The following is a 21,959-nucleotide window of genomic DNA, read 5'->3' as shown; positions in this document are numbered from 1 at the left end:
GCGAATGTCGGTGCCATGCAAACCGACTCTGCTTCGGGCGGTGCTTTCTCGGTCCCTCTGCCGGCCCGGGCCCACCTCCCCGCCGCCTGGCGCGACGTGCCCGTCCTGGACATCGTGATCCCCGTCTACAACGAGGAGAAGGACCTTGGGCCGTGCGTAATGCGCTTGCACGACCACCTCGTACGGACCTTCCCCTACCCTTTCCGCATCACCATCGCGGACAACGCGTCCACGGACCGCACCCCCGAGGTGGCGGCCCGGCTCGCCGCGTCGGGCGAAGAGGTCCGCTACACGCGACTTGAGCAGAAGGGGCGCGGGCGGGCCCTGCGCGCCGTGTGGTCCGCATCGGACGCCCCCGTCCTCGCGTACATGGACGTGGACCTCTCCACCGACCTGAACGCGCTGCTCCCGCTGGTGGCGCCGCTGATCTCCGGGCACTCGGACCTGGCGATCGGCTCCCGGCTCGCGCGCAGTTCGCGCGTGGTACGCGGGCCGAAGCGGGAGTTCATCTCGCGCTCGTACAACCTCATCCTGCGCGGCTCTCTCCAGGCGCGTTTCTCCGACGCCCAGTGCGGGTTCAAGGCCATCAGGGGCGACGTGGCGGGGGTGCTGCTTCCGCTGGTCGAGGACACCGGGTGGTTCTTCGACACGGAGATGCTGGTGCTCGCCGAGCGCGCGGGCCTGCGCATCCACGAGGTGCCGGTCGACTGGGTCGACGACCCGAACTCCACGGTCCACCTGGTCAGGACGGCCATGGACGATCTCAAGGGGGTGTGGCGGGTCGGACGCGCCCTCGCGGTCGGCGCGCTCCCGCTCGACCGCCTCGCGCGCCCCTTCGGCGACGACCCGCGCGACCGGCAGCTGGCCGGTGTGCCGGGCGGTCTGGCCCGCCAGTTGGTCGGTTTCTGCGTGGTCGGCGCGCTCTCCACGCTCTTCTACCTGCTCCTGTACTCCGGCTTCCGTACGTTCTCGGGCTCGCAGGTGGCCAACGCGCTCGCCTTGCTCGTGTCGGCGGTCGCCAACACCGCCGCGAACCGGAGGCTCACCTTCGGGGTGCGCGGGCGTGACCGGGCGATGCGGCATCAGGCACAGGGCCTGGTCGTGTTCGGGATCGGCCTCGCCCTCACCAGCGGCTCGCTGGCCGCACTCGGCGCGGCCTCCGGCGACCCGTCCCACTCCACGGAACTCGCCGTGCTGATCGCCGCCAACCTCGCGGCGACGGTGCTGCGGTTCCTGCTCCTTCGGGCCTGGGTCTTCCCGGAGCGCCGCTCGGACCCGCCACTGCCCTCGCCACAGTCCCCGCCACTGCCCTCGCCCGACGCCTCGTCCTCGTACGAGCTCACCTCCGCACACGACCCGAGGAACGCACGATGACGACGACTTCCCCCGCGGCCGCGTCGCTGGACGCGGCGACGCACGGGCGAGCGCACCGGGGCCCTCGCACCCTCCCCACGCGCCTCTGGCGCGGTCGCCCCGACGACCCCCGCTGGGCACGCCCCGCCTTCCTGGGCCTGCTGCTCGCGACCGCGGTCCTCTACCTGTGGAACCTCAGCGCGTCCGGCTACGCCAACTCCTTCTACTCCGCGGCCGTCCAGGCGGGCAGCCAGAGCTGGAAGGCGATGTTCTTCGGCTCGCTCGACGCGGGGAACGCGATCACGGTCGACAAGCCCCCGGCCGCGCTCTGGCCGATGGCTCTCTCCGTACGGCTTTTCGGGCTCAACTCCTGGGCCGTGCTCGCCCCTCAGGTGCTCATGGGCGTCGCCACGGTCGGTGTGCTCTACGCCGCCGTACGCCGCCGCTTCAGCCCGGCGGCCGGGTTCATCGCGGGCGCGGTGCTCGCGCTGACGCCCGTCGCCGCGCTGATGTTCCGGTTCAACAACCCGGACGCGCTGCTCGCGCTCCTGATGACGGTCACCGTGTACTGCGTCCTGCGCGCCCTGGAGCACGGCCGCACCAAGTGGCTGGTCTGGGCGGGCGTCGCGGTCGGTCTCGCCTTCCTGGCCAAGACGCTGCAGGCGTTCCTGATCCTGCCGCCGCTCGCCGTCCTGTACGCGGTGTGTGCCCCCGTGCGGCTGCGCAAGCGCTTCGGTCAGCTGGCCCTCTCCGGGCTCGCGATGATCGTCGCGGGCGGCTGGTGGGTCGCGATCGTGGAGCTGTGGCCCGCGTCATCGCGCCCGTACATCGGCGGCTCGCAGAACAACTCCTTCCTTGAGCTGACCTTCGGCTACAACGGCCTCGGCCGCATCAACGGCGAGGAGACCGGCAGCGTCGGAGGGGGTGGCGGCCCCGGTGGCGGCGGCCAGTGGGGCGAGACCGGGCTCGGGCGGATGTTCAACTCCGAGGTCGGCGCCCAGATCTCCTGGCTGCTCCCGGCCGCGCTGATCCTGCTCGTCGGCGGCATCGTCCTCACCTGGAAGGCCCGCAGGACCGACACCACGCGCTCGGCGTTCGTGGCGTGGGGCAGCGCCCTGCTGATGACGGCGGCCGTCTTCAGCTTCATGGCGGGGATCTTCCACCAGTACTACACGGTCGCCCTCGCCCCCTACATCGCCGCCCTGATCGGCATGGGCGCCACGGTCCTGTGGGAGGAGCGGGCCAAGTGGTGGGCGGGCGCGCTGCTCGGCGTGAGCGTCGCGGGCACGGCGTGGTGGGCGTACGTCCTGCTCGGCCGCACCCCGGATTACGTGCCGTGGCTGCGCTGGTCGGTGCTGATCGGCGGCCTCGTGGGCGCGCTCGGCCTGCTGCTCGTGGCCAGGCTCGGGCGGTACCTCGCGCTGGCGGCGGTGGGGCTGGGCCTCGCCGCTTCCGTGGCGGGACCGGTCGCGTACACCCTCTCCACCGTGAACAGTGCGCACACCGGGTCGATCGTGACCGCGGGTCCGGCTTCCGCGGGACGGATGGGCGGTGGTCCCGGCGGCGGCGGTCCCGGGGGCGGCCGTGGTGGTGACGGTGGCCTCGGTGGCGGGACGCGGCCGCCTGGTCAACAGGGGCAGCAGGGCCAGCAGGGCGGCGGCATGGGCCAGCCCCCGGGTCAGAACGGCCAGAACGGCCAGAACGGCCAAGCCCCCGGAGGCCAGCAGGGCCAGCAGCCCCAGCAACAAAACCGCATGCCCGGCGGAGGGATGATCGAGCGCGGAGGCGGCGGCATGGGCGGTCTCCTCAACGGCGCCCAGGTCAGCGCCAAGGCGAAGAAGCTCTTGGAGGCGGACTCCGCGGACTACACCTGGGCGGCGGCGGCCATCGGCTCGCAGAATGCCGCGAGCTACCAACTCGCGACCGGCGACCCGGTGATGGCCATCGGCGGCTTCAACGGCAGCGACCCGTCCCCGACCCTCGCCCAGTTCAAGCAGTACGTCGAGGACGGGAAGATTCACTACTTCATCTCCGGCGGCGGCATGGGAGGCGGAGGAGGCGGCATGGGCGGTGACAGCGGCACCTCCTCCAAGATCACCTCCTGGGTGGAGGACACCTTCGAGAAGGTCACGGCCGGCAGCGCGACGTTCTACGACCTGACCCAGCCCAAGAGCTGACGCGACCCGTACGACGACGGGCCGGCCGCCACCCGCGGCCGGCCCCTCACGCATGCCCGCCGACAACTCTCTTGTACGCCGTACGGGAGATGCTCTACGGTGTAAGGCACACCCCACACGTACACCGTATAAGCAGAAGGAGAGGGCATGACGGCAACGACGACCGCCGAGACCCCCACCCCCTCACAAGGGCACCCGCAGCGCTGGCTGATCCTCGGCGTCATCTGCCTCGCTCAGCTCACCGTCCTCCTGGACAACACCGTCCTGAACGTCGCCATCCCCTCCCTCACCGAGGAACTGGACGCGTCCACGGCCGACATCCAGTGGATGATCAACGCCTACTCGCTCGTCCAGTCCGGCCTGCTGCTCACCGCGGGCAGCGCCGCCGACCGCTACGGCCGCAAGAAGATGCTCGTCGCGGGCCTGGCCCTCTTCGGGATCGGCTCGCTGGTCGCGGGCCTCGCCCAGTCCTCGTCGCAGCTCATTGCCGCACGGGCCGGGATGGGCGTCGGCGGTGCGCTCCTGATGACCACCACGCTCGCGGTGGTCGTCCAGATCTTCGACGACACCGAGCGGATGAAGGCGATCGGCCTCTGGTCGACCGTCAACTCCCTCGGCTTCGCGCTCGGTCCGCTGATGGGCGGGGTCATGCTCAACCACTTCTGGTGGGGCGCGATCTTCCTGATCAACATCCCGGTCGCGCTCATCGGGCTCGTCGCCACGGTCAAACTGGTCCCCGAGTCCAAGAACCCCCTGGGCGACCGCCCCGACCTGCTCGGCGCGCTGCTCTCCACCATCGGCATGGCCGCGGTCGTGTACGCGATCATCTCCGGTCCCGAGCACGGCTGGGCGTCGACGCAGGTCCTGGTGGCGGCCGCGGTGGGCGTCGTGGTCCTCGGCGTCTTCGTCGTCTGGGAGCTGCGCATCCCGTACCCGATGCTGGACATGCACTTCTTCCGCAACCAGCGCTTCATCGGCGCCGTCGCGGGCGCCATCCTGGTGGCCTTCGGCATGGGCGGCTCACTGTTCCTGCTCACCCAGCACCTGCAATTCGTGCTCGGCTACGAGCCGTTGGAGGCGGGCCTGCGCACGGCGCCGCTCGCGGTGACCGTCGTCGCGCTCAACCTCACCGGTCTCGGCGCGCGGCTCCTGAAGAAGACCAGCACTCCCGCGACGATCGCCATCGGCATGAGTCTGCTCGCCGCGGGCCTCGCGGCCATCGCCCTGCTCGGCGGCGACAACTACGGCGGGATGCTGGCCGGTCTCATCGTGATGGGCGCGGGCATCGCGCTCGCCATGCCCGCCATGGCCAACGCGATCATGAGCGCGATCCCGCCGGAGAAGGCGGGCGTGGGCGCGGGCGTCAACGGGACGCTCGCGGAGTTCGGCAACGGTCTCGGCGTGGCCGTGCTCGGCGCTGTCCTGAACTCTCGGTTCGCCTCGCTCGTCACCGTCTCCGCGGTCTCGCTGCCCGCCGCGCTTGCGGCAGCGGGGTCGGACGCCGAACGCGCCAGGATCGCCGACGCGTTCTCCTCGGGTCTTGAGACCAGTCAGCTGGTGGGCGCGGTGGCCGTGTTCCTCGGGGGCATGCTGGCAGCGGCGTTGCTGAAGCGTGCGGAGAGGGCAGACTCTGCGAAGACGGACCCGTCAGCGGCGTCCGCATAGCATCGACGGACGGGCGACGGACTGGCTTATTCCGGTCTGTCGCCCGCTTCGGACCACCGGTACCAGTACAAGAGCTCAGGACCAGGAAGGTGCGCCATGGCGAAGGCAGCCGACCGCGCGAAGCGCCCCGCGCGGACCAGCGTCTGGCTGGAGGGCAAGGCCCCCCGGAACGGCGCGGGCCGCAGGAGTGATCAGCCGTCGGGCCTGGACCGGGAGCGCATCACCGAGGCCACGGTCCGCCTCCTGGACGAGGAGGGCCTCGCCAAGTTCTCCATGCGCCGCCTCGCGGCGGACCTGAACGTCACGGCGATGTCCGTGTACTGGTACGTCGACACCAAGGACGACCTCCTCGAACTGGCCCTGGACGCCGCCGCCGGGGAGATGGTCCTGCCCGACCCGGAGTCGGCCACGCCCGAGCGGTGGCGCGAGGCGCTGCGCGAACTGGCCGAGGAGTACCGGCGGTTGCTGGTCCGGCACGCGTGGGTGTCACCGCTGGTCGGCAACTTCCTGAACATCGGGCCGAACTGGATCAAGTTCGCCCTCGCCGTGCAGGAGGTGGTCCGCGGGACCGGCCTGCCCACGGAGAAGCAGGCCGGCGCGATCGCCGCGGTCTTCCAGTTCGTGTACGGATTCGGCACCGTGCAGGGCCACTACATCGCGCGGTGCGCGGCCGCCGGACTCACGCCGGGGGAGTACTTCAGCCAGGCCATGGGCGCGGTGAGCGACCACCCGAGCCTGGAGGAGACCCTGCACAGCTCCACCGACATGATGAAGGCGCGGGGCGGGTCCACGGTCGAGGAGATGTGGGAGCTGGACTTCAAGGTCGCGCTCGACCTGCTGATCGCGGGCATCGAGGCGACCCTGTAGGCGGACTCCCGGGGCACGGCCGCTAGTCCTTGGGCGCAGGGAATCCCCCGGTGGCCACCGGCCCCCACCGCTCCGGGGTGACGCGGATGATGGACTTGCCCTGCTTGACCATGGCCTCGCGGTACTCGTCCCAGTCCGGGTGCTCGCCGGAGATGTTCCGGAAGTACTCGACGAGGGGCTCGACCGACTCCGGGGAGTCGATGACCTCCGCCGTGCCGTCGATCTGCACCCACGGCCCGTTCCAGTCGTCGCTCAGCACGATGACGCTGACCCGCGGATTCCGCTTGGCGTTGCGCGTCTTGGCCCGCTCCGGGTAGGTGGACACCACGATCCTGCCGGAGTCGTCGACCCCGCAGGTCAGGGGAGATCCCTGCGGGGTGCCGTCGGCACGGGCGGTGAGCAGGATCGCCCGGTGCCGGGGCCGGACGAAGTCCAGCAGCTCGTCAAGGGAGACCGTGGTGTTCGTAGCGATGTTCGGTGCCATGACCGCACCCTAGGTCCCTTCTCCCCTCCGGACGGCTAGACCTGCGGAAGCGAATCCCCTTGCACGGCCTGGATGTCCAGCTCCACCCGCAGGGTGGTGCCGATCGCCGAGATGCCCGCCTGGACCACCTGGTTGTAGTTCATGGCGAAGTCCTCGCGGCGCAGTTCGGCCGTGGCCCGGAACGCCGCGCGGGTCCCGCCCCAGGGGTCCGCACCCGTACCGAGGTAGCTGAGGTCCAGGTCGACCGGGCGTACGACACCGTGCATCTGCAGCTCGCCGTGCACCGTCCAGCGGTCCGCGCCGGCGGGCGTGAGGCCCGTCGAGCGGTAGACGAGCTCCGGGTACTGCTCGACGTCCAGGAAGTCCGGCGACTTCAGGTGGCCGTCGCGCATGCCGTTGCCGGTGTCGATGGACGCCGACCTGATGACCGCCTCGACGCGCGACTTCTCCACGTCCTCGGCGATCTCCACGAGGCCCCCGAACTCCGTGAACCGGCCGTGCACACTGGTGATCCCCAGGTGCTGGGCGACCGCGCCCACGGTCGAGTGCGCCGGGTCGATGGTCCACGGCCCGGGCGGCGGCAGCTCCGTGCCGCCCTGCCGGGCGAGGACGATGTTGCCGACCTCGGCACGGCCGCTCGCCGTGACGAGCGCGGTCGAGGCCACGGGCGCGTAGCCGACCGCGGTGACGATGACGGTGTACGGGCCGGGCGGCAGGTCCGTCGCGTCGCGCACGGCACCTTCCTGGTCCGCGGCGGCGCGCAGCACCTGCGCGCCGGTCATGTCCGTCAGGGTGACGACGGCGTGCGACACCGCCCACCCGTCACGCGTCCGGATCCGAGCGCTGAGTCCCATCCCGTTTCTCCTTGCCAGAGCCCAAGAGCGTATGAGCTCAGAAGTCTCAAAAAGTCTCAAAAAAGGGTGCGGCCCCCGGCGGTGGTGACACGGCCGTCCCCTGCCGTGTACGTCACCACCAACCCGGGGGCCCTTTCCACAACCGGCCCGTGCGCGCCCATCCGCTCGAAAGCGCGCGCACGGGCCGGGGTCAACTACTCGCCCGGGTGGGCGAGTTCGATGTCGTGGTCGCCGACACCTTCACCGGCGACGGTCAGACCCGTCGCGACCGGCGGGTAACCGGTCGCGATGACCGTGTACTCGCCGCTGTCCAGGTCGGTGAAGGCGTACGCGCCGTCCGAGCCGGTGGTCGCGGTGGCGACGACGTTGCCCGCCGCGTCCACCAGCGTGACCCGCGCGTCGTTCAGCGGCCCGCCCGCGGCACGCACGGTGCCGAGCACCTGCGCACCGGAGTTGAGCTCGACCTCGACCCGGGTGACACCGACCGCGCCGACCTCGACGGGCAGCGCCATCGGACGGTGCCCCGCGGCGTTCACCGCGATGGTGACCTGGCCGGGCACCAGCTCGGCGAAGGTGAACTCGCCCTGCTCGCCGGTGAGCCCGGTGGCCAGGACGTCACCGCGCACGTCGGTCACGATGACCATCGCGCCCGCGACCGGCAGCTTGCCGTCGGAGGCCCGCACCACACCGCTGAGGCCGCTCGTGCCGCTCAGCAGGATGTCGTACGTCAGGGCCTCGTCGGAGACGACGATCGTGGAGGCCTGCGGCTGGAAGCCGTCGGCCGAAGCGATCAGCACGTACGAACCGGCGCCGGGGGCGTCGACCGCGTAGGACCCGTCGCCCTGCGCGACCGAGCGGCCGAGCTGCCGTCCCCCGAGGGAGATCAGCGTGACCGCGGCCCGCGGGACCGGGGTGCTCTCCGCGCCACGGACGAAGCCGCGGACGGGAGTGCCGCCGGTGGTCTGCAGGGGGGCGTCACCGGTGGCCGACGAGGCGACGGCGGCGAGCTTCTGCGTGCCGTCGGGGCCCGTCTCGGTGTGCGCGCCGACGGAGGCGAGGACCGGCTGCTCGGCGGCGGCCGCGGCGGCCGACGGGGTGGCGGCCGGAGCGTCGGTGTCCGAGGACTCGGCGGCCTGGGCCAGCGCACCCGACGTACGCAACGGAACCTCCTTGATGAAGATCGTGATGAGGAAGGCGAGGAACGCCAGCGGTGCGGCGATCAGGAAGACGTCGGCGATGCCGTGCCCGTAGGCGCTCTCCATGACCGTGCGGAACGGGGCCGGGAGCTTGTCCAGGTCCGGGATGGCGCCGCCACCCGTGCCGCCGTGCCCCGCCTGCGCGGCCTTGGGACCGAGGTCGGCCAGGCCGTCCTTCACGTAGTCGGTGATGCGGGTCGCCATCACGGCGCCGAGCGCCGAGACGCCGATGGCGCCACCGAGGGAACGGAAGAAGGTGACGACCGAGCTCGCGGCACCGAGGTCCTCGGGAGCGACCTGGTTCTGCGTGGCGAGCACGAGGTTCTGCATCATCATGCCGATGCCGAGACCCATCAGCGCCATGAAGATCGCGATGTGCCAGTACTCGGTGTCGTACCGCATGGTGCCGAGCAGGCCGAGACCCGCGGTCAGGAGCGCACCGCCGGCGACCAGCCAAACCTTCCACTTGCCGGTCTTGGTGATGATCTGCCCCGACACCGTCGAGGAGATGAACAGGCCACCGATCATCGGGATCGTCATGACGCCGGACATCGTCGGCGACTTGTCGCGCGCCAGCTGGAAGTACTGGCTGAAGAACACCGTGCCCGCGAACATGCCGACGCCCACGAAGAGCGAGGCGAGCGAGGCGAGGGTGATGGTGCGGTTGCGGAAGAGGCGCAGCGGGATGATCGGCTCGCTCGCCTTGGACTCGACGAGCAGGAAGAGCAGGCCGAGGACGATCGAGCCGCCGACCATGGCGCCGGTCTGCCAGGACATCCAGTCGTACTTGTCGCCCGCGAAGGTCACCCAGACCAGGAGCAGGCAGACGGCCGCCGTGATGAAGAAGGCGCCGCCCCAGTCGACCTTGACGTCCCGCTTCACGACGGGGAGCTTCAGGGTCTTCTGCAGGACGATCAGGGCGATGATCGCGAAGGGCACGCCGACGTAGAAGCACCAGCGCCAGCCGAGCCACGACGTGTCGGTGATGACGCCGCCGAGCAGCGGGCCGCCGACGGTGGCGACGGCGAAGGTCGCGCCGAGGTAGCCGGAGTAGCGCCCGCGCTCACGCGGGGAGATCATCGCGGCCATCACGATCTGCGCGAGGGCGGAGAGACCGCCGACGCCGATGCCCTGCACGACACGGCAGGCGATCAGCATCTCGGGGCTCTGCGAGAGGCCCGCGACGATCGAGCCGCCGACGTAGATGATCAGGGCTATCTGGACCAGGGCCTTCTTGCTGAAGAGGTCCGACAGCTTGCCCCACAGGGGCGTGGTCGCCGTCATCGCCAGGAGCGAGGCGGTGACGACCCAGGTGTAGGCGGACTGGCCGCCGCCCAGGTCGCCGATGATTTCAGGCAGGGCGTTGGAGACGATCGTCGACGACAGGATCGCGACGAACATGCCGAGCAGCAGGCCGGAGAGGGCCTCCATGATCTGACGGTGCGTCATCGGAGCCCCGGCGTCGTGCGACGCGGCTCCGTGCTTGGCGTGGCTGCCCCGCACACCGGATGGTGTGGTTGTTGCCATGGGCTTCCTCTTCGTTACGCGGGTGTACGGGTGGTCTCTTCCAGGGGGAGCCGGGCCGAAGCCGCACGGCAGTCCCCGAAGCTGTCGCGCAGTCGCGCGAGCAGCGTGCTGAGCTGGGCGACCTCGTCGTCTGACCAGTCATGCAAGTAGTGGGTGAGTGTCCTGATGGACAGGTCGGACAGCTCGTTGACCTTCGCCTTGCCCTCGGGGGTCAGGCGCAGGATCCGGGAGCGCTTGTCGGCGGGGTCGGGATCCCGCAGGATCCACTCCTTCTCCGCGACATGGGCCACGTGGCGGCTGGTCACCGACATGTCCACGGCGAGCAGCTCGGCGAGCCTGCTCATCCGCATCTCTCCGTGCCGGTCGAGCAGGATGAGTACGGCGGCCGACCCTCCGGGGCAGTCGTGCGGCAGACCTCTGCCGAGGCCACGCTTCACGGCACCGATGGCGCTGAGCTGTCGGGCCAGCTCCTCGTAATGACGCTGCGCGGCCACGGCACCTCCTATGTTGTTGCTTAGGGCAACGATAGAGACAGTTGGTTGCCGCAGGCAAACTAAAAGTGGACCAACCGCATAAAGAGTCGGCAAAGCTCTGGGACCGCGCTCGTAAAGTCCGTGGTCAGCGGGGGTTGGGCGGACCCCCGCTGATTCGCTAGGGTCCTGCGCTATGGCACACAACCCCCAGGGCCCCCAGAACACCCCCGACCCCGCCGGCAGCACGCAGATGTTCCGCGCCTTCGTCGACGAGTCCCCGCAGGGCCGCGCCCAGCAGCCGGCGACGGCGTCCGCCGGCCCGCGCGTCGGACTGATCATCGGTGTCGTCCTCGCGATCGTGGTGATCGCGGGGGTGGCTTGGCTGGCGTTGAAGTAATCCGGTGGGGGGCGCCCCTTTAGGGGCGCGGGGAACTGCGCGACCAGCCACAGCGGACCCGCGGACGAAGAGGGCGCCCCTTACTTCCAGTCCACGGAGACGTCCCGCGTCTCCACATGCATCCCCAGCGGCACCCGCCAGGCCTCCACACACACGGGCCAGGTCTTCTTCACGGTCTCCCCCGCACCAATGGGTGCGGGCAGCTTCTCCGTGGATTCAAGCGTGGCCCAGTCGACGCCGAGCGCGCCGATGACGTGCGTACCGAAGGTGACCGTGCCGGACCGCACCGGCGATCCGCCGGTGTTCCGGAAGGAGACGGTCACTTTCTCGCACCAGCGGTCGTCCGCGGGCTTCCGCTGCGGTTCACCGACGCTGAGCTTCGCGGGCCCGCTGGGCTCGCTGGAGCCGCCGGGCGCGGAGGGAGAGTCACTCGGGCTCCCAGAGGCCCCAGAGCCCTCAGGGCGGCCCGCAGAGCCGCTTCCGGAACTTCCCTCTGTACGACCGGGCTTGGTGCCCTCGGCCGAGGAGCCGCCGCCGCCCGGGGTATCCGGTGAGTCCGAACCTGCCCTGCTGTCAGCGGACTTGCCGGAAGAATCGCTGGACGGTTCGCTGGAGCCGGGCTCCCGCGACCCGGAGCCGTCACGCCTGTCGTCGCCCCTCTCGCCGGGAGGCGACGTACCGTCCAAGGGGACCAACTCCACGTCCCCAGTGGGGGCGACACCCTGCCCCGGTGCCCGCACAGGCCCCGCCGCAGCCGGCCCCGTGGCCACATAGCCGTCGCCGTCCCCGCCGCCGCAGGCCGCGAGCAGCCCGCCCAGGCACAGGGCGGCCGTAGACGCACCCAGTACGTTCCGCATGCCACGTCGCATCGCGACAGTGTGGCTGACGGACCGTCAATTAGGAACCCCGTCAGCAACAGTCGCACCGAGGCAACTCCGTTCCCCCTGCGGCGCCTTGAGCCACAGGGGGAGTGCCGTCAGTCCGCGATGAGCCCTTCCCGGAGCTGCGAGAGAGTCCGGGTGAGCAGCCGGGACACGTGCATCTGCGAGATGCCGACCTCCTCGCCGATCTGCGACTGCGTCATGTTCGCGAAGAAGCGCAGCATGATGATGCGGCGCTCGCGCGGCGGGAGCTTGGCGAGCAGCGGCTTGAGCGACTCGCGGTACTCGACGCCTTCGAGCGCGCTGTCCTCGTACCCCAGACGGTCCGCGAGGGAGCCCTCGCCGCCGTCGTCCTCGGGGGCGGGGGAGTCGAGCGAGGAGGCGGTGTACGCGTTCCCGACGGCCAGGCCGTCGACCACGTCCTCCTCGGACACCCCGAGCGCCTTGGCGAGTTCGGGCACGGTGGGCGAACGGTCAAGCCTCTGCGCCAGCTCGTCGCTCGTCTTCGTCAGCGCGAGCCGCAGCTCCTGGAGGCGGCGCGGGACGCGCACCGACCAACTGGTGTCGCGGAAGAAGCGCTTGATCTCACCGACGACCGTCGGCATCGCGAACGTCGGGAATTCCACGCCCCGTTCGCAGTCGAAGCGGTCGATCGCCTTGATCAGGCCGATCGTGCCGACCTGGACGATGTCCTCCATCGGTTCGTTCCGGCTGCGGAAGCGCGCCGCCGCGTACCGGACGAGGGGGAGGTTGAGCTCGATCAGCGTGTCCCTCACATAGACACGCTCCGGGCTGTCCTGGTCGAGCGCGGCGAGCCGCAGGAACAGGGAGCGGGACAGGGTGCGGGTGTCGATGGCTCCGGAAGCCGCGGAAACTGCTGAACTCACCAGCGCGTCAGGCGCTGATTCGCTCGGCGCTGATTCGCTCTTCGTGAGCGTGAGCACCTTCGAGCTGCCCTGGTCTGCGGACATGCCACCCCCTTGAGGTCGCGGACGGTCACGGCGGACGCTCCCGTCGGAGGAACGCAGCCTCCACCTGAATACCGGAAGGTGAGCTGCGGCAAACGCGGTTCCAGCAGAATGTCACATGTCGGCAACACGCTGTAGTTACATGTCGACAAAGAAGGGTGACATCGATGCAGGAAAGAGGGGGTCTGAGGCATTTCTGCGCGCGAGACCGTCGGGAACCGCCTTCGAGGCAGTCCACTCGATACGGTTACGCCTCGATACGGTTTGCGGATCGAAGTCGCGCGAAGCTTCTGGCCAGCAGTCTTGACACATGCATCTGAGAAACGCCCAATTCGGCGCTGATCTGTGATTGCGTCAGATTGCTGTAGTAGCGGAGCAGCAGGATGCGCTGTTCGCGCTCGGGCAGTTGGACGAGAAGATGGCGGACGAGGTCGCGGTGCTCGACGCCGTCGAGGGCCGGGTCCTCGTAGCCGAGCCGGTCGAGCAGACCGGGCAGTCCGTCGCCCTCCTGGGCCGCCTCCAACGACGTCGCGTGGTACGAACGCCCGGCCTCGATGCAGGCCAGGACCTCCTCCTCGGTGATCCGCAGCCGCTCGGCGATCTCCGCGGTCGTGGGCGAGCGCCCGTGGGTCGTGGTGAGGTCCTCGGTCGCCCCGGTCACCTGCACCCACAGCTCGTGAAGACGGCGCGGCACATGGACCGTTCGTACGTTGTCGCGGAAGTACCGCTTGATCTCGCCGACCACGGTGGGCATCGCGAAGGTCGGGAACTGCACGCCGCGCTCGGGGTCGAAGCGGTCGATGGCGTTGATCAGGCCGATCGTGCCGACCTGGACGACGTCCTCCATCGGCTCGTTGCGGCTGCGGAAGCGGGCGGCGGCGTACCGCACAAGCGGCAGGTTGGCCTCGATGAGCGCGCCGCGGACGCGGCCGTGCTCGGGGCTGCCCGGCTCCAGGCCCTTGAGCTGGCCGAAGAGCACCTGTGTCAGGGCCCGGGTGTCGGCGCCCCTGCTGCTGGGGGTGCTGGGGGCCGGCTGCGTGTCCTGGAGGGGCGGCGCGCTCTGTGGACCCTGTGCGCTCTGGGGGCCCTGCGCGCTGCCGTCGCTCTCCGCGTTGGGTGGGCCGGGGCTGCTCGCCTGCGGGGTCACGGGTGGTGCTTCGGGCGCAGTACTGGCCGGCACGGTCAACGCCACCCCTTCTCGGTCAAGCCAAGTCAAGTCCTGTCGAGCTCAGTCAAGATCAGTCGACCTTCGTCAACTCATCCGTCAAAAGCGGTCATAGCATCACAAGACATGTGCACTGTGTGCAAGCACCCGATAACTACGTGTTGTGGGCCAAGTTGGGCCATAAGACGCAGAAAAGCCCCTCACCGTTCCGGTGAGGGGCCGCTTCGGGCGGGGGCGCTGAGCCGGGTGGCTCAGTACTCGTAGTCGGCGATCACCCACGTGGCGAACTCCCGCCACAGCGCGACGCCCGCCTGGTGGGCCGGGTGCTCGATGTACCGCTTCAGCGCATCGGTGTCCTCGACCGCCGAGTTGATGGCGAAGTCGTACGCGATGGGCCGGTCGGTGATGTTCCATTCGCACTCCCAGAACGCCAGCTCCGGGATCTGCTCGCCGAGCGCGCGGAAGGCCTTGACGCCCTCGACGACACGGGGCTCGTCGCGTTCCACACCGTCGTTGAGCTTGAAGAGGACCAGATGGCGGATCATGCGCACTCCTGGGAAGCGGGGAGAGGAGGGTGGGGACGGCGGGCCGAACCGCTCAGTCCTTGCCTCCGTTGGCGACCCACGTCATGAAGTCGCCGATGCTCTGAGCGGCGTCCGAGACCGCCTCGAAGCCTATCTGGACGTAGTCCGCGGCCTTGGCGGGGTCAGTGATGATCACGTAGAGCATGAAGACGACGAGCGCGAAGAGTCCGACCTTTTTCCACTGCACCGCCATGCTCTCGGCCTCCCCTTACCTGCTGCGCTCTGTGGCCCCTGTGACGGCGGTGAGTCTAACCCGGCCAGTGCTCACAAGGTCTTTAAGGACCAACGGCCCGGCAGCGGAGGCCCTTTGCCGTGCCGCTCCCGGTGGCGCCGGGCGCAGGATTGGTGTGTGCCCGGCGGATCTGGCAGGAATCCGCGGGCAAGGGACTGGCCCCACTGCGGGGTCACGCGCCGTCGGCTTCCCCCGGAAGACGGCGCTGGCTCAGGGGTTCCAGTCCTCGTCGGGGGGAGCGGCTTGTCCCCCCGATGCCGCTCCCCCCGTCCTCACCCCGCCCGACCACCCCGTTCCGGCACCGTCCAGAAACGACGAAGGCCCCGTCCTCGCGGACGGGGCCTTCGTTTCAAGAGCGGTAGCGGTGGGATTTGAACCCACGGTGAGTTTCCCCACACTCGCTTTCGAGGCGAGCTCCTTCGGCCGCTCGGACACGCTACCGAGAGGAACTCTAGCCCAAAGAAGGCCGTGGTCAGAAATCCGTTCTTCGGGAGGCTTCTCAGCGTCCCCGGAAGAAGCGGGTGAGCACCCCCGCGGTCTCCTCCGCGAGCACGCCCCCGATCACCTCGGGACGGTGGTTGAGCCTTCTGTCGCGTACGACGTCCCACACGGAACCCGCGGCGCCCGCCTTCTCGTCACGCGCTCCGTAGACGACCCGGTCGACCCGGGACTGGACGAGCGCGCCCGCGCACATCGTGCAGGGCTCCAGGGTCACCACCAGCGTGCAGCCGGTCAGCCGCCACTCCCCGAGCGCGGCCGCGGCCCGGCGGACGGCGAGCACCTCCGCGTGCGCCGTCGGGTCGCCGGTCGCCTCGCGTTCGTTGTGGCCCGACGCGAGCACCGTCGTGCCGTCCGGGGACAGCACGACGGCGCCGACGGGCACGTCCCCGCCCTGTGCGGCCAGTTCGGCCTCGGCCAGGGCGAGCCGCATGGCGGCCCGCCAGCGGTCGCGCACGGGATCGGGTTCGCGGTCGGGTACGGGTGGGGTGAGGGGGGCGTTCCGGTCGGTCACACCGGGAACCTATCGGTCACACCGGGAACCTAGCGGACGGCCTCCAGCACCTCCGCCGCCCCGAGGATCTCGGCGATGTCGCTGAGCGCGTCACCGGGCTCCAGACCGAGCAGGTCCTTCTCGGGCACACCGAGGTCGGCCATCAGCTCGGAGTCGCCGAGGGGCCCCGCGGGCACCGCGTCGCCCGAGGCGTCCCCCGGTTCGTCGTCATCGGCGGAATCGGGGGCGGCGCCGGAGCCGGCGGGTTCGCCGTCCTCCGTGCCGTCCAGGTCGAGGGCGTCCAGATCGACGCCCGGATCGTCGTTGCCCGGCTCGCGGCCGAGCATCTCGTCGGTGAGCAGGATCTCGCCGTACGAACTCCGGGCGGCCGCGGCCGCGTCCGAGACGTAGATACGAGGGTCCTCCTCACCGTCCACGCGGACGACGCCGAACCAGGCGCCCTCCTGTTCGATGAAGACGAGGACGGTGTCGTCCTCAGCGCTCCCGGCCGTGGCTTCACGGGCCAGGTCGGCGAGATCCGACAGGGTCTCCACATCGTCGAGCTCCGTGTCGCTCGCTTCCCACCCGTCTTCGGTGCGCGCGAGCAGTGCGGCGAAGTACACCGTGACTCTCCCACTGGTCATAGACAGTGCCGGTTGACGGTTTGGGTGTCCCCCCGGCGAGTTCGGGGAGCGGGGGAGTTGCTGTTCCAAGCCCCGCCCACTCGGAATCGTGGCAGAAACCACGGCCTGAGGAGAGGTCTTCCGCCCGCTGTGTCCGCGTCGCGTTTCCCGGACAGCTCCCCGACGCCTGCGTGAGAGGTGGCCGCTACCAGCGGAACGTGCGCATACGCATCTGCTGACGCATCCGTGCCGCCCGGGCGCGGCGCGGCTTCACACGGTCGCGGAGTTCGAGGGCCTCGGCCCTCTCGCGCAGGAACTGCGCACGGCGGCGCCCGCGCTCGGCTTCGGTCTCGCGGTCCGGCTCTCGGCCGCCGGGCTCTCTGTCAGGCATGGGCAACACCACCCCAGGTCGTACGTCCACTTTCCCCCGTACGGCGGGTTTGATGCCAGCGCGGGCTGTCGCGGGGCGGCGGCGGAGGTGGCCGGGACGAGGGGAGACCAGGTGGTCCCGGGCGCGGTTACCGTTGATGGCATGCGTATCCATGTCGTCGACCACCCGCTGGTGGCGCACAAACTCACCACGCTGCGCGACAAGCGCACCGACTCCCCTACCTTCCGGCGCCTCGCCGACGAGCTGGTCACCCTGCTCGCGTACGAGGCGACCCGGGACGTGCGCACCGAGCAGGTCGACATCGAGACCCCGGTCACCCCGACGACCGGCGTCAAGCTGTCGCACCCGCGCCCCCTGGTCGTGCCGATCCTGCGCGCCGGGCTCGGCATGCTGGACGGCATGGTGCGGCTCCTGCCGACCGCCGAGGTGGGCTTCCTCGGGATGATCCGCGACGAGGAGACCCTCCAGGCGTCGACGTACGCGACGCGCATGCCGGAGGACCTCTCCGGGCGTCAGGTGTACGTCCTCGACCCGATGCTGGCCACCGGCGGCACGCTCGTCGCGGCCATCCAGGAGCTGATCAAGCGCGGCGCCGACGATGTCACCGCCGTGGTGCTCCTCGCCGCGCCCGAGGGCGTCGAGATCATGGAGCGTGAACTCGCGGGCACGCCGGTGACGGTCGTGACGGCGTCGGTGGACGAGCGGCTCAACGACAACGGCTACATCGTCCCGGGCCTCGGCGACGCCGGGGACCGGATGTACGGGACCGCGGAGTAGCCCTCAGCGGTCCTTGGAACGGTCCTTCGGGACCGGCGCTCAGCAGTCCTTCTTGCCGTCGGACGTCGAGGGCGCCGGCTTGGGTTCGGCGAGTACCGCCAGAGCCTTGTCGGCGTCCTCTTTCTTTGCCAGATCCTTGAACTTCGTGCCCAGGATGAGGTCCACCTCGCCGCCCTTGCGGGCGTCGGCCTTGCTCTCGGTGCCCGCGAGCTGCGTGCCGAGCACCGGGAGCGCGGTGTCCATGGCGGACGGGGCGCCGAGCAGTATCCCGGTGCCCTTGACCTTCTTGTCGTACTCCTTGGGCGCGTTATCCACCTTGCCGATGGCGAAGCCGCGCTTCTTGAGCTCGGCCGCGACGTCCTTGGCGAGACCGGAGCGGGGCGTGGCGTTGTAGACGTTGACCTTGACCTCGCCCGGCTTGGGCAGCGCCTTGGGGGCGGCCTGGGTGGCCGAGGGGGCGGGCTTGGCCGCGCAGCCGCTGCGCGAGCTCGCCGCGGTGGCCTTGTCGCCGCCCGTGAAGACATCGATGAGCTGCAGGGTTCCCCAGCCGATCAGGCCGACCGCCACGACGGACGCGACCACCGCGAGCACGAGCCTGCGGCGGCCACGGGGCCGGCGCATTCGCGGGTACTTGGCCCCCGTGATGCGGTACTTGCCGCCCATGCCGGGGGGAGTGAGCATGCTCATGGGCGCAGCGTAGTGCGACGACGCCGTGATGCCTACTAAATGATCATTGGCTTGGGCGCAGTCCAACCCGAAAGGGCCAATGGAGGTGTGGGCGCGGGTGTGGGCACGCGCACGGGTGTGAACGCGAGGTGGGCACGCGTGTGACACGCGTGCCCGTCGTCACGGCTGTGTGCGCCGCCGTCAGCCCAGTTCGAGTACGCGGGCGTGCAGCACCTGGCGCTGCTGGAGCGCCGCGCGGACCGCGCGGTGCAGTCCGTCTTCCAGGTACAGGTCGCCCTGCCACTTCACCACGTGCGCGAACAGGTCGCCGTAGAACGTCGAGTCCTCCGCGAGGAGCGTCTCTAGGTCCAGCTGGCCCTTGGTCGTCACGAGCTGATCGAGGCGGACCGGGCGCGGCGCGACGTCCGCCCACTGCCGGGTGCTTTCCCGGCCGTGGTCGGGGTACGGCCGGCCGTTTCCGATGCGCTTGAAGATCACACGGAAAGCCTACCGGGCAAGGCTCTCCGGGCGCAGCCATGGAGACGCAGTGCGACTCTGGGAAATGACGCCGGATATCGGGGCAAACCGGGAACACTCAAGCCGGGAACAGGGGCAGAAGTGAGCGAGAGCCATCCGATCCCGTCCACGACGGGGACCGCAAACCCCTCTAACGTGTCGTCGCCGGTCACAGGGGTGACGACCGGAGGAGAAGGTTCCGGTGGGGGTGCCGCGTCTGCGGGTGGCGCGCCTGGGAGTGCCGCGCTGCCCCAGGAAGCGATGGAGATCGTCTCCGGCTATGCCTTCGCCGGGCCCGCGCTGGACCTCGGCGCGCTCCTGTGGGACGGGCAGTGCCTTCCCGACGCCCAGATCCGCATCCCGCTGGCCATGCTCAACCGGCACGGGCTCGTCGCGGGCGCGACCGGCACGGGCAAGACGAAGACCCTCCAGCTCATCGCCGAGCAGCTTTGCGCGCAGGGCGTGCCGGTGTTCCTCGCCGACATCAAGGGGGACGTGTCCGGGATCTCGGTGCCGGGGGAGAGCGGCGAGAAGGTGGCCGGGCGGGCGCGGGAGGTCGGGCAGACGTGGGAGGCGAAGGGCTTCCCGAGCGAGTTCTACGCGCTGGGCGGGACCGGCACCGGGATTCCGGTACGGGCCACGATCACGAGCTTCGGCCCCGTGCTGCTGTCGAAGGTGCTGCGACTGAACCAGACGCAGGAGCAGTCGCTGGCGTTGATCTTCCATTACGCCGACCAAAAAGGGCTTGAACTGGTCGACCTGAAGGACCTGCGGGCCGTGGCGACCTTCCTGACGTCGGACGAGGGCAAGTCCGAGCTGAAGGGGATCGGCGGGCTCTCCACGGTCACCGCGGGCGTCATCCTGCGGGCGCTGACCGCCTTCGAGGCGCAGGGCATGGGGGACTTCTTCGGGGAGCCGGAGTTCGACACGAGCGAGTTCCTGCGGACGGCGCCGGACGGGCGGGGCCTGGTGTCGGTCCTCGAACTGCCGGCCGTGCAGGACAAGCCGCAGCTCTTCTCGACGTTCCTGATGTGGCTCCTCGCGGATCTCTACAACGACCTGCCCGAGGTGGGCGACGTGGAGAAGCCGAAGCTCGTCTTCTTCTTCGACGAGGCGCACCTGCTCTTCAACGGGGCGTCGAAGGCGTTCCTGGAGGCGATCACGCAGACCGTGCGGCTCATCCGCTCGAAGGGGGTCGGCGTCTTCTTCGTGACGCAGACGCCGAAGGACGTGCCCTCCGACGTCCTCGCCCAGCTGGGCAACCGCGTCCAGCACGCGCTGCGGGCCTTCACCCCGGACGACCAGAAGGCGCTGAAGGCGACGGTCCGTACGTTCCCGGACTCGGCGTACGACCTGGAGGAGACGCTGACCGCGATCGGCACGGGCGAGGCGGTGATCACCGTGCTGAGCGAGAAGGGCGCGCCCACGCCGGTGGCCGTGACGCGGCTGCGGGCCCCGGAATCGCTGATGGGGCCGGTGGAGGCCGGTGCGCTCGACGCGGCGGTGAAGGGTTCGCCGCTGTACGGGCGGTACGCGGAGGCGGTCGACCGGGAGTCGGCGTACGAGAAGTTGACCGCGCGTCAGGCGGAGGCGGAGGAGGCGGCAGCGGAGGTCGCGGCGGCCGCTGAGGCGGCGAAGGCGGCGGCGAAGACGGGGGCGAAGGGCGGCAAGGCGTCGCAGGCTCCCGGGTCCGTGGTGGACCAGGTGGTGGGGAGCGGGATCTTCAAGTCGCTCGCACGGTCGTTGGGGACGCAGATCGGGCGGGAGATCTCACGGTCGGTGTTCGGGACGGCGAGGCGCAGACGCTGATCCCGGCGGGGGCGCGTGGGACCGGCGTCTGCGCCTGGGGGGCCTAGAGCTCGCGCGTGGTCTGCACGCCCCGCTCCTGCTCCTTCTCCCTCTCCTGCTGCTGATCGGCCTCTTCCGTCCGCGCCGGGTCAGGTGCGTTGCGCACGGCTTCGGCGCGGAGGAGGGCGTGCAGGGCCGCGTACGGGTCGATGGGCATGGCTGTCTGTCCTCGCTGCTGTGGTGGTGGTCGTGGTCGTGAGTGACGGGACCTGTCAGCAGCGGAGGACGACGGAACGTGGTGCGGGTACGTGTCTGCGGCACCGGGCGGGGAGGGGCGGGCTCCGGCGCGGGGCGCGGGGACGGGCGGCCGGAACGCTGACGGTGACGGACCGTCTGCCGGACACCCGTACGGAACTGTCGACGGTGTCCTGATGGGCCTCCCCGGCGGGCTCGGTGGAGATGACCGCGGGCGGGGCGGCGAGGGCTTCGGAGGGGGCGGAGGGGGCGAGAACGGCACCGAGGAGGGCCAACAGGACAAGAGCAGCGCGAAACCACACGGGGCGGCGCATCGCGACACAACTCATGAGGGTCATGTCCCACGACCGCCCCCACTACCTGTTCCCCATCCCCCAGATCCGCCCTCTTGGGCTACGGGCACCCGCCCCGTGAACCGCGGGACAACCGAACCGGGGTCACTGGCCGGAGGCCTTCGCCTTCGCCTCCGCCTTGAGCTGCTGCTTGTGGGCGCGGACCCGCCGCAGGGACTCGGGTCCCGTGATGTCCGCGACAGAGCGGTACGCGTCCGGCTCCCCGTAAGCCCCCGCGGCCTCCCGCCACCCCTCAGGACGTACGCCCAGCTGCTTGCCGAGCAGGGCCAGGAAGATCTGGGACTTCTGCTTGCCGAAGCCGGGCAGGTCGTTCAACCGCGCAAGGAGATCCTTGCCGGACGCGGCACCCTCCCACAGGGCGGCGGGGTCACCCCCGTAATGCTCCACGAGGTACGCGCACAGCTGCTGGATCCGCTTCGCCATCGACCCGGGATAGCGATGCACCGCGGGCTTCGCGGAGAGCAGGGCGGCGAACTCCTCGGGGTCGTACGCAGCGATCTCGTGCGCGTCGAGATCGTCCGCGTTCAACCGCCGCGCGATCGTGTGCGGGCCCGCGAACGCCCACTCCATCGGTACCTGCTGGTCCAGCAGCATCCCGACGAGCGCGGCCAGCGGACTGCGGCCGAGGAGCTCATCGGCTTCCGGCTCCTGGGCCAAATGCAGCGTGACGTCCATGGAGTCGATCATCCCGCGCCGGGAGGGGCTCCGCACGGGGAGGCCCGGAGGCCCTGAGCCCTCGGGAGGGAAAATCCGCGTGCGGTCCCGGAACCCACGCC

At 70.2% G+C, this 21,959-nt stretch carries 23 protein-coding genes and 1 tRNA gene; 7 read left to right on the top strand and 17 right to left on the bottom strand.

Annotation, left to right across the window (positions count from 1 at the left end):
- The first annotated feature begins 15 nt into the window (after positions 1–15).
- From ACWFRU_RS32590 to ACWFRU_RS32575, 4 genes are all read left to right on the top strand, one after another.
- The gene (locus ACWFRU_RS32590) at positions 16–1,374 is read left to right on the top strand and encodes a glycosyltransferase (protein WP_453691721.1); all 1,359 of its coding nucleotides are present in this window, start codon (positions 16–18) and stop codon (positions 1,372–1,374) included.
- The gene (locus tag ACWFRU_RS32585) at positions 1,371–3,530 is read left to right on the top strand and encodes an ArnT family glycosyltransferase (RefSeq protein ID WP_453691720.1); all 2,160 of its coding nucleotides are present in this window, start codon (positions 1,371–1,373) and stop codon (positions 3,528–3,530) included. The genes ACWFRU_RS32590 and ACWFRU_RS32585 overlap by 4 nt, the downstream gene beginning before the upstream one ends.
- A gap of 147 nt (positions 3,531–3,677) precedes the next feature.
- Positions 3,678–5,195: an MFS transporter gene (locus ACWFRU_RS32580; protein WP_453691718.1), complete on the top strand. Its 1,518-nt coding sequence runs from the start codon at positions 3,678–3,680 to the stop codon at positions 5,193–5,195.
- Positions 5,196–5,291: 96 nt separating this feature from the next.
- The gene (locus ACWFRU_RS32575) at positions 5,292–6,062 is read left to right on the top strand and encodes a TetR/AcrR family transcriptional regulator (protein ID WP_453691717.1); all 771 of its coding nucleotides are present in this window, start codon (positions 5,292–5,294) and stop codon (positions 6,060–6,062) included.
- A gap of 22 nt (positions 6,063–6,084) precedes the next feature.
- Here the strand turns inward: ACWFRU_RS32575 and ACWFRU_RS32570 are convergent, their stop codons facing one another.
- The 4 genes from ACWFRU_RS32570 to ACWFRU_RS32555 all read right to left on the bottom strand — a co-directional run bounded on the left by ACWFRU_RS32570 (position 6,085) and on the right by ACWFRU_RS32555 (position 10,617).
- Positions 6,085–6,546, bottom strand: coding sequence for a PPOX class F420-dependent oxidoreductase (locus ACWFRU_RS32570; RefSeq protein WP_453691716.1), 462 nt, complete (start codon positions 6,544–6,546; stop codon positions 6,085–6,087).
- Positions 6,547–6,581: 35 nt separating this feature from the next.
- Positions 6,582–7,400, bottom strand: coding sequence for a YceI family protein (locus tag ACWFRU_RS32565; RefSeq protein ID WP_453691715.1), 819 nt, complete (start codon positions 7,398–7,400; stop codon positions 6,582–6,584).
- A 194-nt stretch (positions 7,401–7,594) separates the two neighbouring features.
- Positions 7,595–10,123: an MFS transporter gene (locus ACWFRU_RS32560; RefSeq protein ID WP_453691714.1), complete on the bottom strand. Its 2,529-nt coding sequence runs from the start codon at positions 10,121–10,123 to the stop codon at positions 7,595–7,597.
- Between the two features lie 14 nt (positions 10,124–10,137).
- Positions 10,138–10,617, bottom strand: a complete 480-nt coding sequence (locus ACWFRU_RS32555; protein WP_453691713.1) for a MarR family winged helix-turn-helix transcriptional regulator — start codon at positions 10,615–10,617, stop codon at positions 10,138–10,140.
- A 172-nt stretch (positions 10,618–10,789) separates the two neighbouring features.
- Between ACWFRU_RS32555 and ACWFRU_RS32550 the strand changes: the two genes are divergently transcribed.
- Positions 10,790–10,993: a hypothetical protein gene (locus ACWFRU_RS32550; protein WP_365827773.1), complete on the top strand. Its 204-nt coding sequence runs from the start codon at positions 10,790–10,792 to the stop codon at positions 10,991–10,993.
- A gap of 80 nt (positions 10,994–11,073) precedes the next feature.
- Here ACWFRU_RS32550 and ACWFRU_RS32545 read toward each other — a convergent pair whose 3' ends face one another.
- From ACWFRU_RS32545 to ACWFRU_RS32505, 9 genes are all read right to left on the bottom strand, one after another.
- Positions 11,074–11,862: a hypothetical protein gene (locus ACWFRU_RS32545; protein WP_453691711.1), complete on the bottom strand. Its 789-nt coding sequence runs from the start codon at positions 11,860–11,862 to the stop codon at positions 11,074–11,076.
- Positions 11,863–11,969: 107 nt separating this feature from the next.
- Complete coding sequence (locus ACWFRU_RS32540; RefSeq protein ID WP_453691710.1) at positions 11,970–12,845, bottom strand: RNA polymerase sigma factor SigF; 876 nt, start codon at positions 12,843–12,845, stop codon at positions 11,970–11,972.
- A 244-nt stretch (positions 12,846–13,089) separates the two neighbouring features.
- The gene (locus ACWFRU_RS32535; RefSeq protein WP_453691708.1) at positions 13,090–14,022 is read right to left on the bottom strand and encodes a SigB/SigF/SigG family RNA polymerase sigma factor; all 933 of its coding nucleotides are present in this window, start codon (positions 14,020–14,022) and stop codon (positions 13,090–13,092) included.
- A 236-nt stretch (positions 14,023–14,258) separates the two neighbouring features.
- Positions 14,259–14,552 (bottom strand): Dabb family protein, encoded by a 294-nt coding sequence (locus ACWFRU_RS32530; protein ID WP_363210197.1) that lies wholly within the window; start codon positions 14,550–14,552, stop codon positions 14,259–14,261.
- A gap of 52 nt (positions 14,553–14,604) precedes the next feature.
- On the bottom strand, positions 14,605–14,784 hold the full coding sequence (locus tag ACWFRU_RS32525) for a hypothetical protein (RefSeq protein ID WP_367043590.1): 180 nt from the start codon (positions 14,782–14,784) through the stop codon (positions 14,605–14,607).
- Positions 14,785–15,179: 395 nt separating this feature from the next.
- Positions 15,180–15,264 (bottom strand) — tRNA-Ser (locus ACWFRU_RS32520).
- Between the two features lie 58 nt (positions 15,265–15,322).
- Complete coding sequence (tadA, locus tag ACWFRU_RS32515) at positions 15,323–15,754, bottom strand: tRNA adenosine(34) deaminase TadA (protein WP_453691849.1); 432 nt, start codon at positions 15,752–15,754, stop codon at positions 15,323–15,325.
- 110 nt (positions 15,755–15,864) lie between these two features.
- Positions 15,865–16,437: a tRNA adenosine deaminase-associated protein gene (locus ACWFRU_RS32510; RefSeq protein ID WP_453691706.1), complete on the bottom strand. Its 573-nt coding sequence runs from the start codon at positions 16,435–16,437 to the stop codon at positions 15,865–15,867.
- A 205-nt stretch (positions 16,438–16,642) separates the two neighbouring features.
- Positions 16,643–16,828 (bottom strand): hypothetical protein, encoded by a 186-nt coding sequence (locus ACWFRU_RS32505; RefSeq protein ID WP_363210195.1) that lies wholly within the window; start codon positions 16,826–16,828, stop codon positions 16,643–16,645.
- A gap of 141 nt (positions 16,829–16,969) precedes the next feature.
- Here ACWFRU_RS32505 and upp point away from each other — a divergent pair, with 141 nt between their 5' ends.
- Positions 16,970–17,605: a uracil phosphoribosyltransferase gene (gene upp, locus ACWFRU_RS32500; RefSeq protein WP_453691705.1), complete on the top strand. Its 636-nt coding sequence runs from the start codon at positions 16,970–16,972 to the stop codon at positions 17,603–17,605.
- A gap of 39 nt (positions 17,606–17,644) precedes the next feature.
- Here upp and ACWFRU_RS32495 read toward each other — a convergent pair whose 3' ends face one another.
- A complete protein-coding gene (locus ACWFRU_RS32495; RefSeq protein ID WP_453691704.1) occupies positions 17,645–18,292 on the bottom strand; it encodes a LytR C-terminal domain-containing protein in 648 nt (215 codons plus the stop codon).
- Between the two features lie 180 nt (positions 18,293–18,472).
- The gene (locus ACWFRU_RS32490) at positions 18,473–18,769 is read right to left on the bottom strand and encodes a type II toxin-antitoxin system VapB family antitoxin (protein ID WP_003955420.1); all 297 of its coding nucleotides are present in this window, start codon (positions 18,767–18,769) and stop codon (positions 18,473–18,475) included.
- 279 nt (positions 18,770–19,048) lie between these two features.
- On the opposite strand from ACWFRU_RS32490, the gene ACWFRU_RS32485 reads away from it, so the two are divergent.
- Positions 19,049–20,596 (top strand): helicase HerA-like domain-containing protein, encoded by a 1,548-nt coding sequence (locus tag ACWFRU_RS32485; protein WP_453691702.1) that lies wholly within the window; start codon positions 19,049–19,051, stop codon positions 20,594–20,596.
- A 43-nt stretch (positions 20,597–20,639) separates the two neighbouring features.
- Here ACWFRU_RS32485 and ACWFRU_RS32480 read toward each other — a convergent pair whose 3' ends face one another.
- Entirely contained in the window at positions 20,640–20,792 is a 153-nt protein-coding gene (locus ACWFRU_RS32480) for a hypothetical protein (protein ID WP_453691701.1), read from the bottom strand.
- A gap of 475 nt (positions 20,793–21,267) precedes the next feature.
- Entirely contained in the window at positions 21,268–21,858 is a 591-nt protein-coding gene (locus ACWFRU_RS32475; RefSeq protein ID WP_453691700.1) for an HhH-GPD-type base excision DNA repair protein, read from the bottom strand.
- Positions 21,859–21,959: the final 101 nt, after the last annotated feature.

Source organism: Streptomyces sp. NPDC055099 (assembly GCF_053607685.1).
The sequence above is the reverse complement of the archived record's forward strand: the minus strand, read 5'-3'. Positions and strand labels throughout refer to the sequence as shown.

Coding starts and splice junctions, on each gene's coding strand:
- ACWFRU_RS32590 (WP_453691721.1), top strand. CDS start 16: ATGCAAACCGACTCTGCTTCGGGCGGTGCTTTCTCGGTCCCTCTGCCG.
- ACWFRU_RS32585 (WP_453691720.1), top strand. CDS start 1,371: ATGACGACGACTTCCCCCGCGGCCGCGTCGCTGGACGCGGCGACGCAC.
- ACWFRU_RS32580 (WP_453691718.1), top strand. CDS start 3,678: ATGACGGCAACGACGACCGCCGAGACCCCCACCCCCTCACAAGGGCAC.
- ACWFRU_RS32575 (WP_453691717.1), top strand. CDS start 5,292: ATGGCGAAGGCAGCCGACCGCGCGAAGCGCCCCGCGCGGACCAGCGTC.
- ACWFRU_RS32570 (WP_453691716.1), bottom strand. CDS start 6,546: ATGGCACCGAACATCGCTACGAACACCACGGTCTCCCTTGACGAGCTG.
- ACWFRU_RS32565 (WP_453691715.1), bottom strand. CDS start 7,400: ATGGGACTCAGCGCTCGGATCCGGACGCGTGACGGGTGGGCGGTGTCG.
- ACWFRU_RS32560 (WP_453691714.1), bottom strand. CDS start 10,123: ATGGCAACAACCACACCATCCGGTGTGCGGGGCAGCCACGCCAAGCAC.
- ACWFRU_RS32550 (WP_365827773.1), top strand. CDS start 10,790: ATGGCACACAACCCCCAGGGCCCCCAGAACACCCCCGACCCCGCCGGC.
- ACWFRU_RS32545 (WP_453691711.1), bottom strand. CDS start 11,862: ATGCGACGTGGCATGCGGAACGTACTGGGTGCGTCTACGGCCGCCCTG.
- ACWFRU_RS32540 (WP_453691710.1), bottom strand. CDS start 12,845: ATGTCCGCAGACCAGGGCAGCTCGAAGGTGCTCACGCTCACGAAGAGC.
- ACWFRU_RS32530 (WP_363210197.1), bottom strand. CDS start 14,552: ATGATCCGCCATCTGGTCCTCTTCAAGCTCAACGACGGTGTGGAACGC.
- ACWFRU_RS32525 (WP_367043590.1), bottom strand. CDS start 14,784: ATGGCGGTGCAGTGGAAAAAGGTCGGACTCTTCGCGCTCGTCGTCTTC.
- tadA (WP_453691849.1), bottom strand. CDS start 15,754: ATGCGGCTCGCCCTGGCCGAGGCCGAACTGGCCGCACAGGGCGGGGAC.
- ACWFRU_RS32505 (WP_363210195.1), bottom strand. CDS start 16,828: ATGCCTGACAGAGAGCCCGGCGGCCGAGAGCCGGACCGCGAGACCGAA.
- upp (WP_453691705.1), top strand. CDS start 16,970: ATGCGTATCCATGTCGTCGACCACCCGCTGGTGGCGCACAAACTCACC.
- ACWFRU_RS32495 (WP_453691704.1), bottom strand. CDS start 18,292: ATGAGCATGCTCACTCCCCCCGGCATGGGCGGCAAGTACCGCATCACG.
- ACWFRU_RS32485 (WP_453691702.1), top strand. CDS start 19,049: ATGGAGATCGTCTCCGGCTATGCCTTCGCCGGGCCCGCGCTGGACCTC.
- ACWFRU_RS32480 (WP_453691701.1), bottom strand. CDS start 20,792: ATGCCCATCGACCCGTACGCGGCCCTGCACGCCCTCCTCCGCGCCGAA.
- ACWFRU_RS32475 (WP_453691700.1), bottom strand. CDS start 21,858: ATGGACGTCACGCTGCATTTGGCCCAGGAGCCGGAAGCCGATGAGCTC.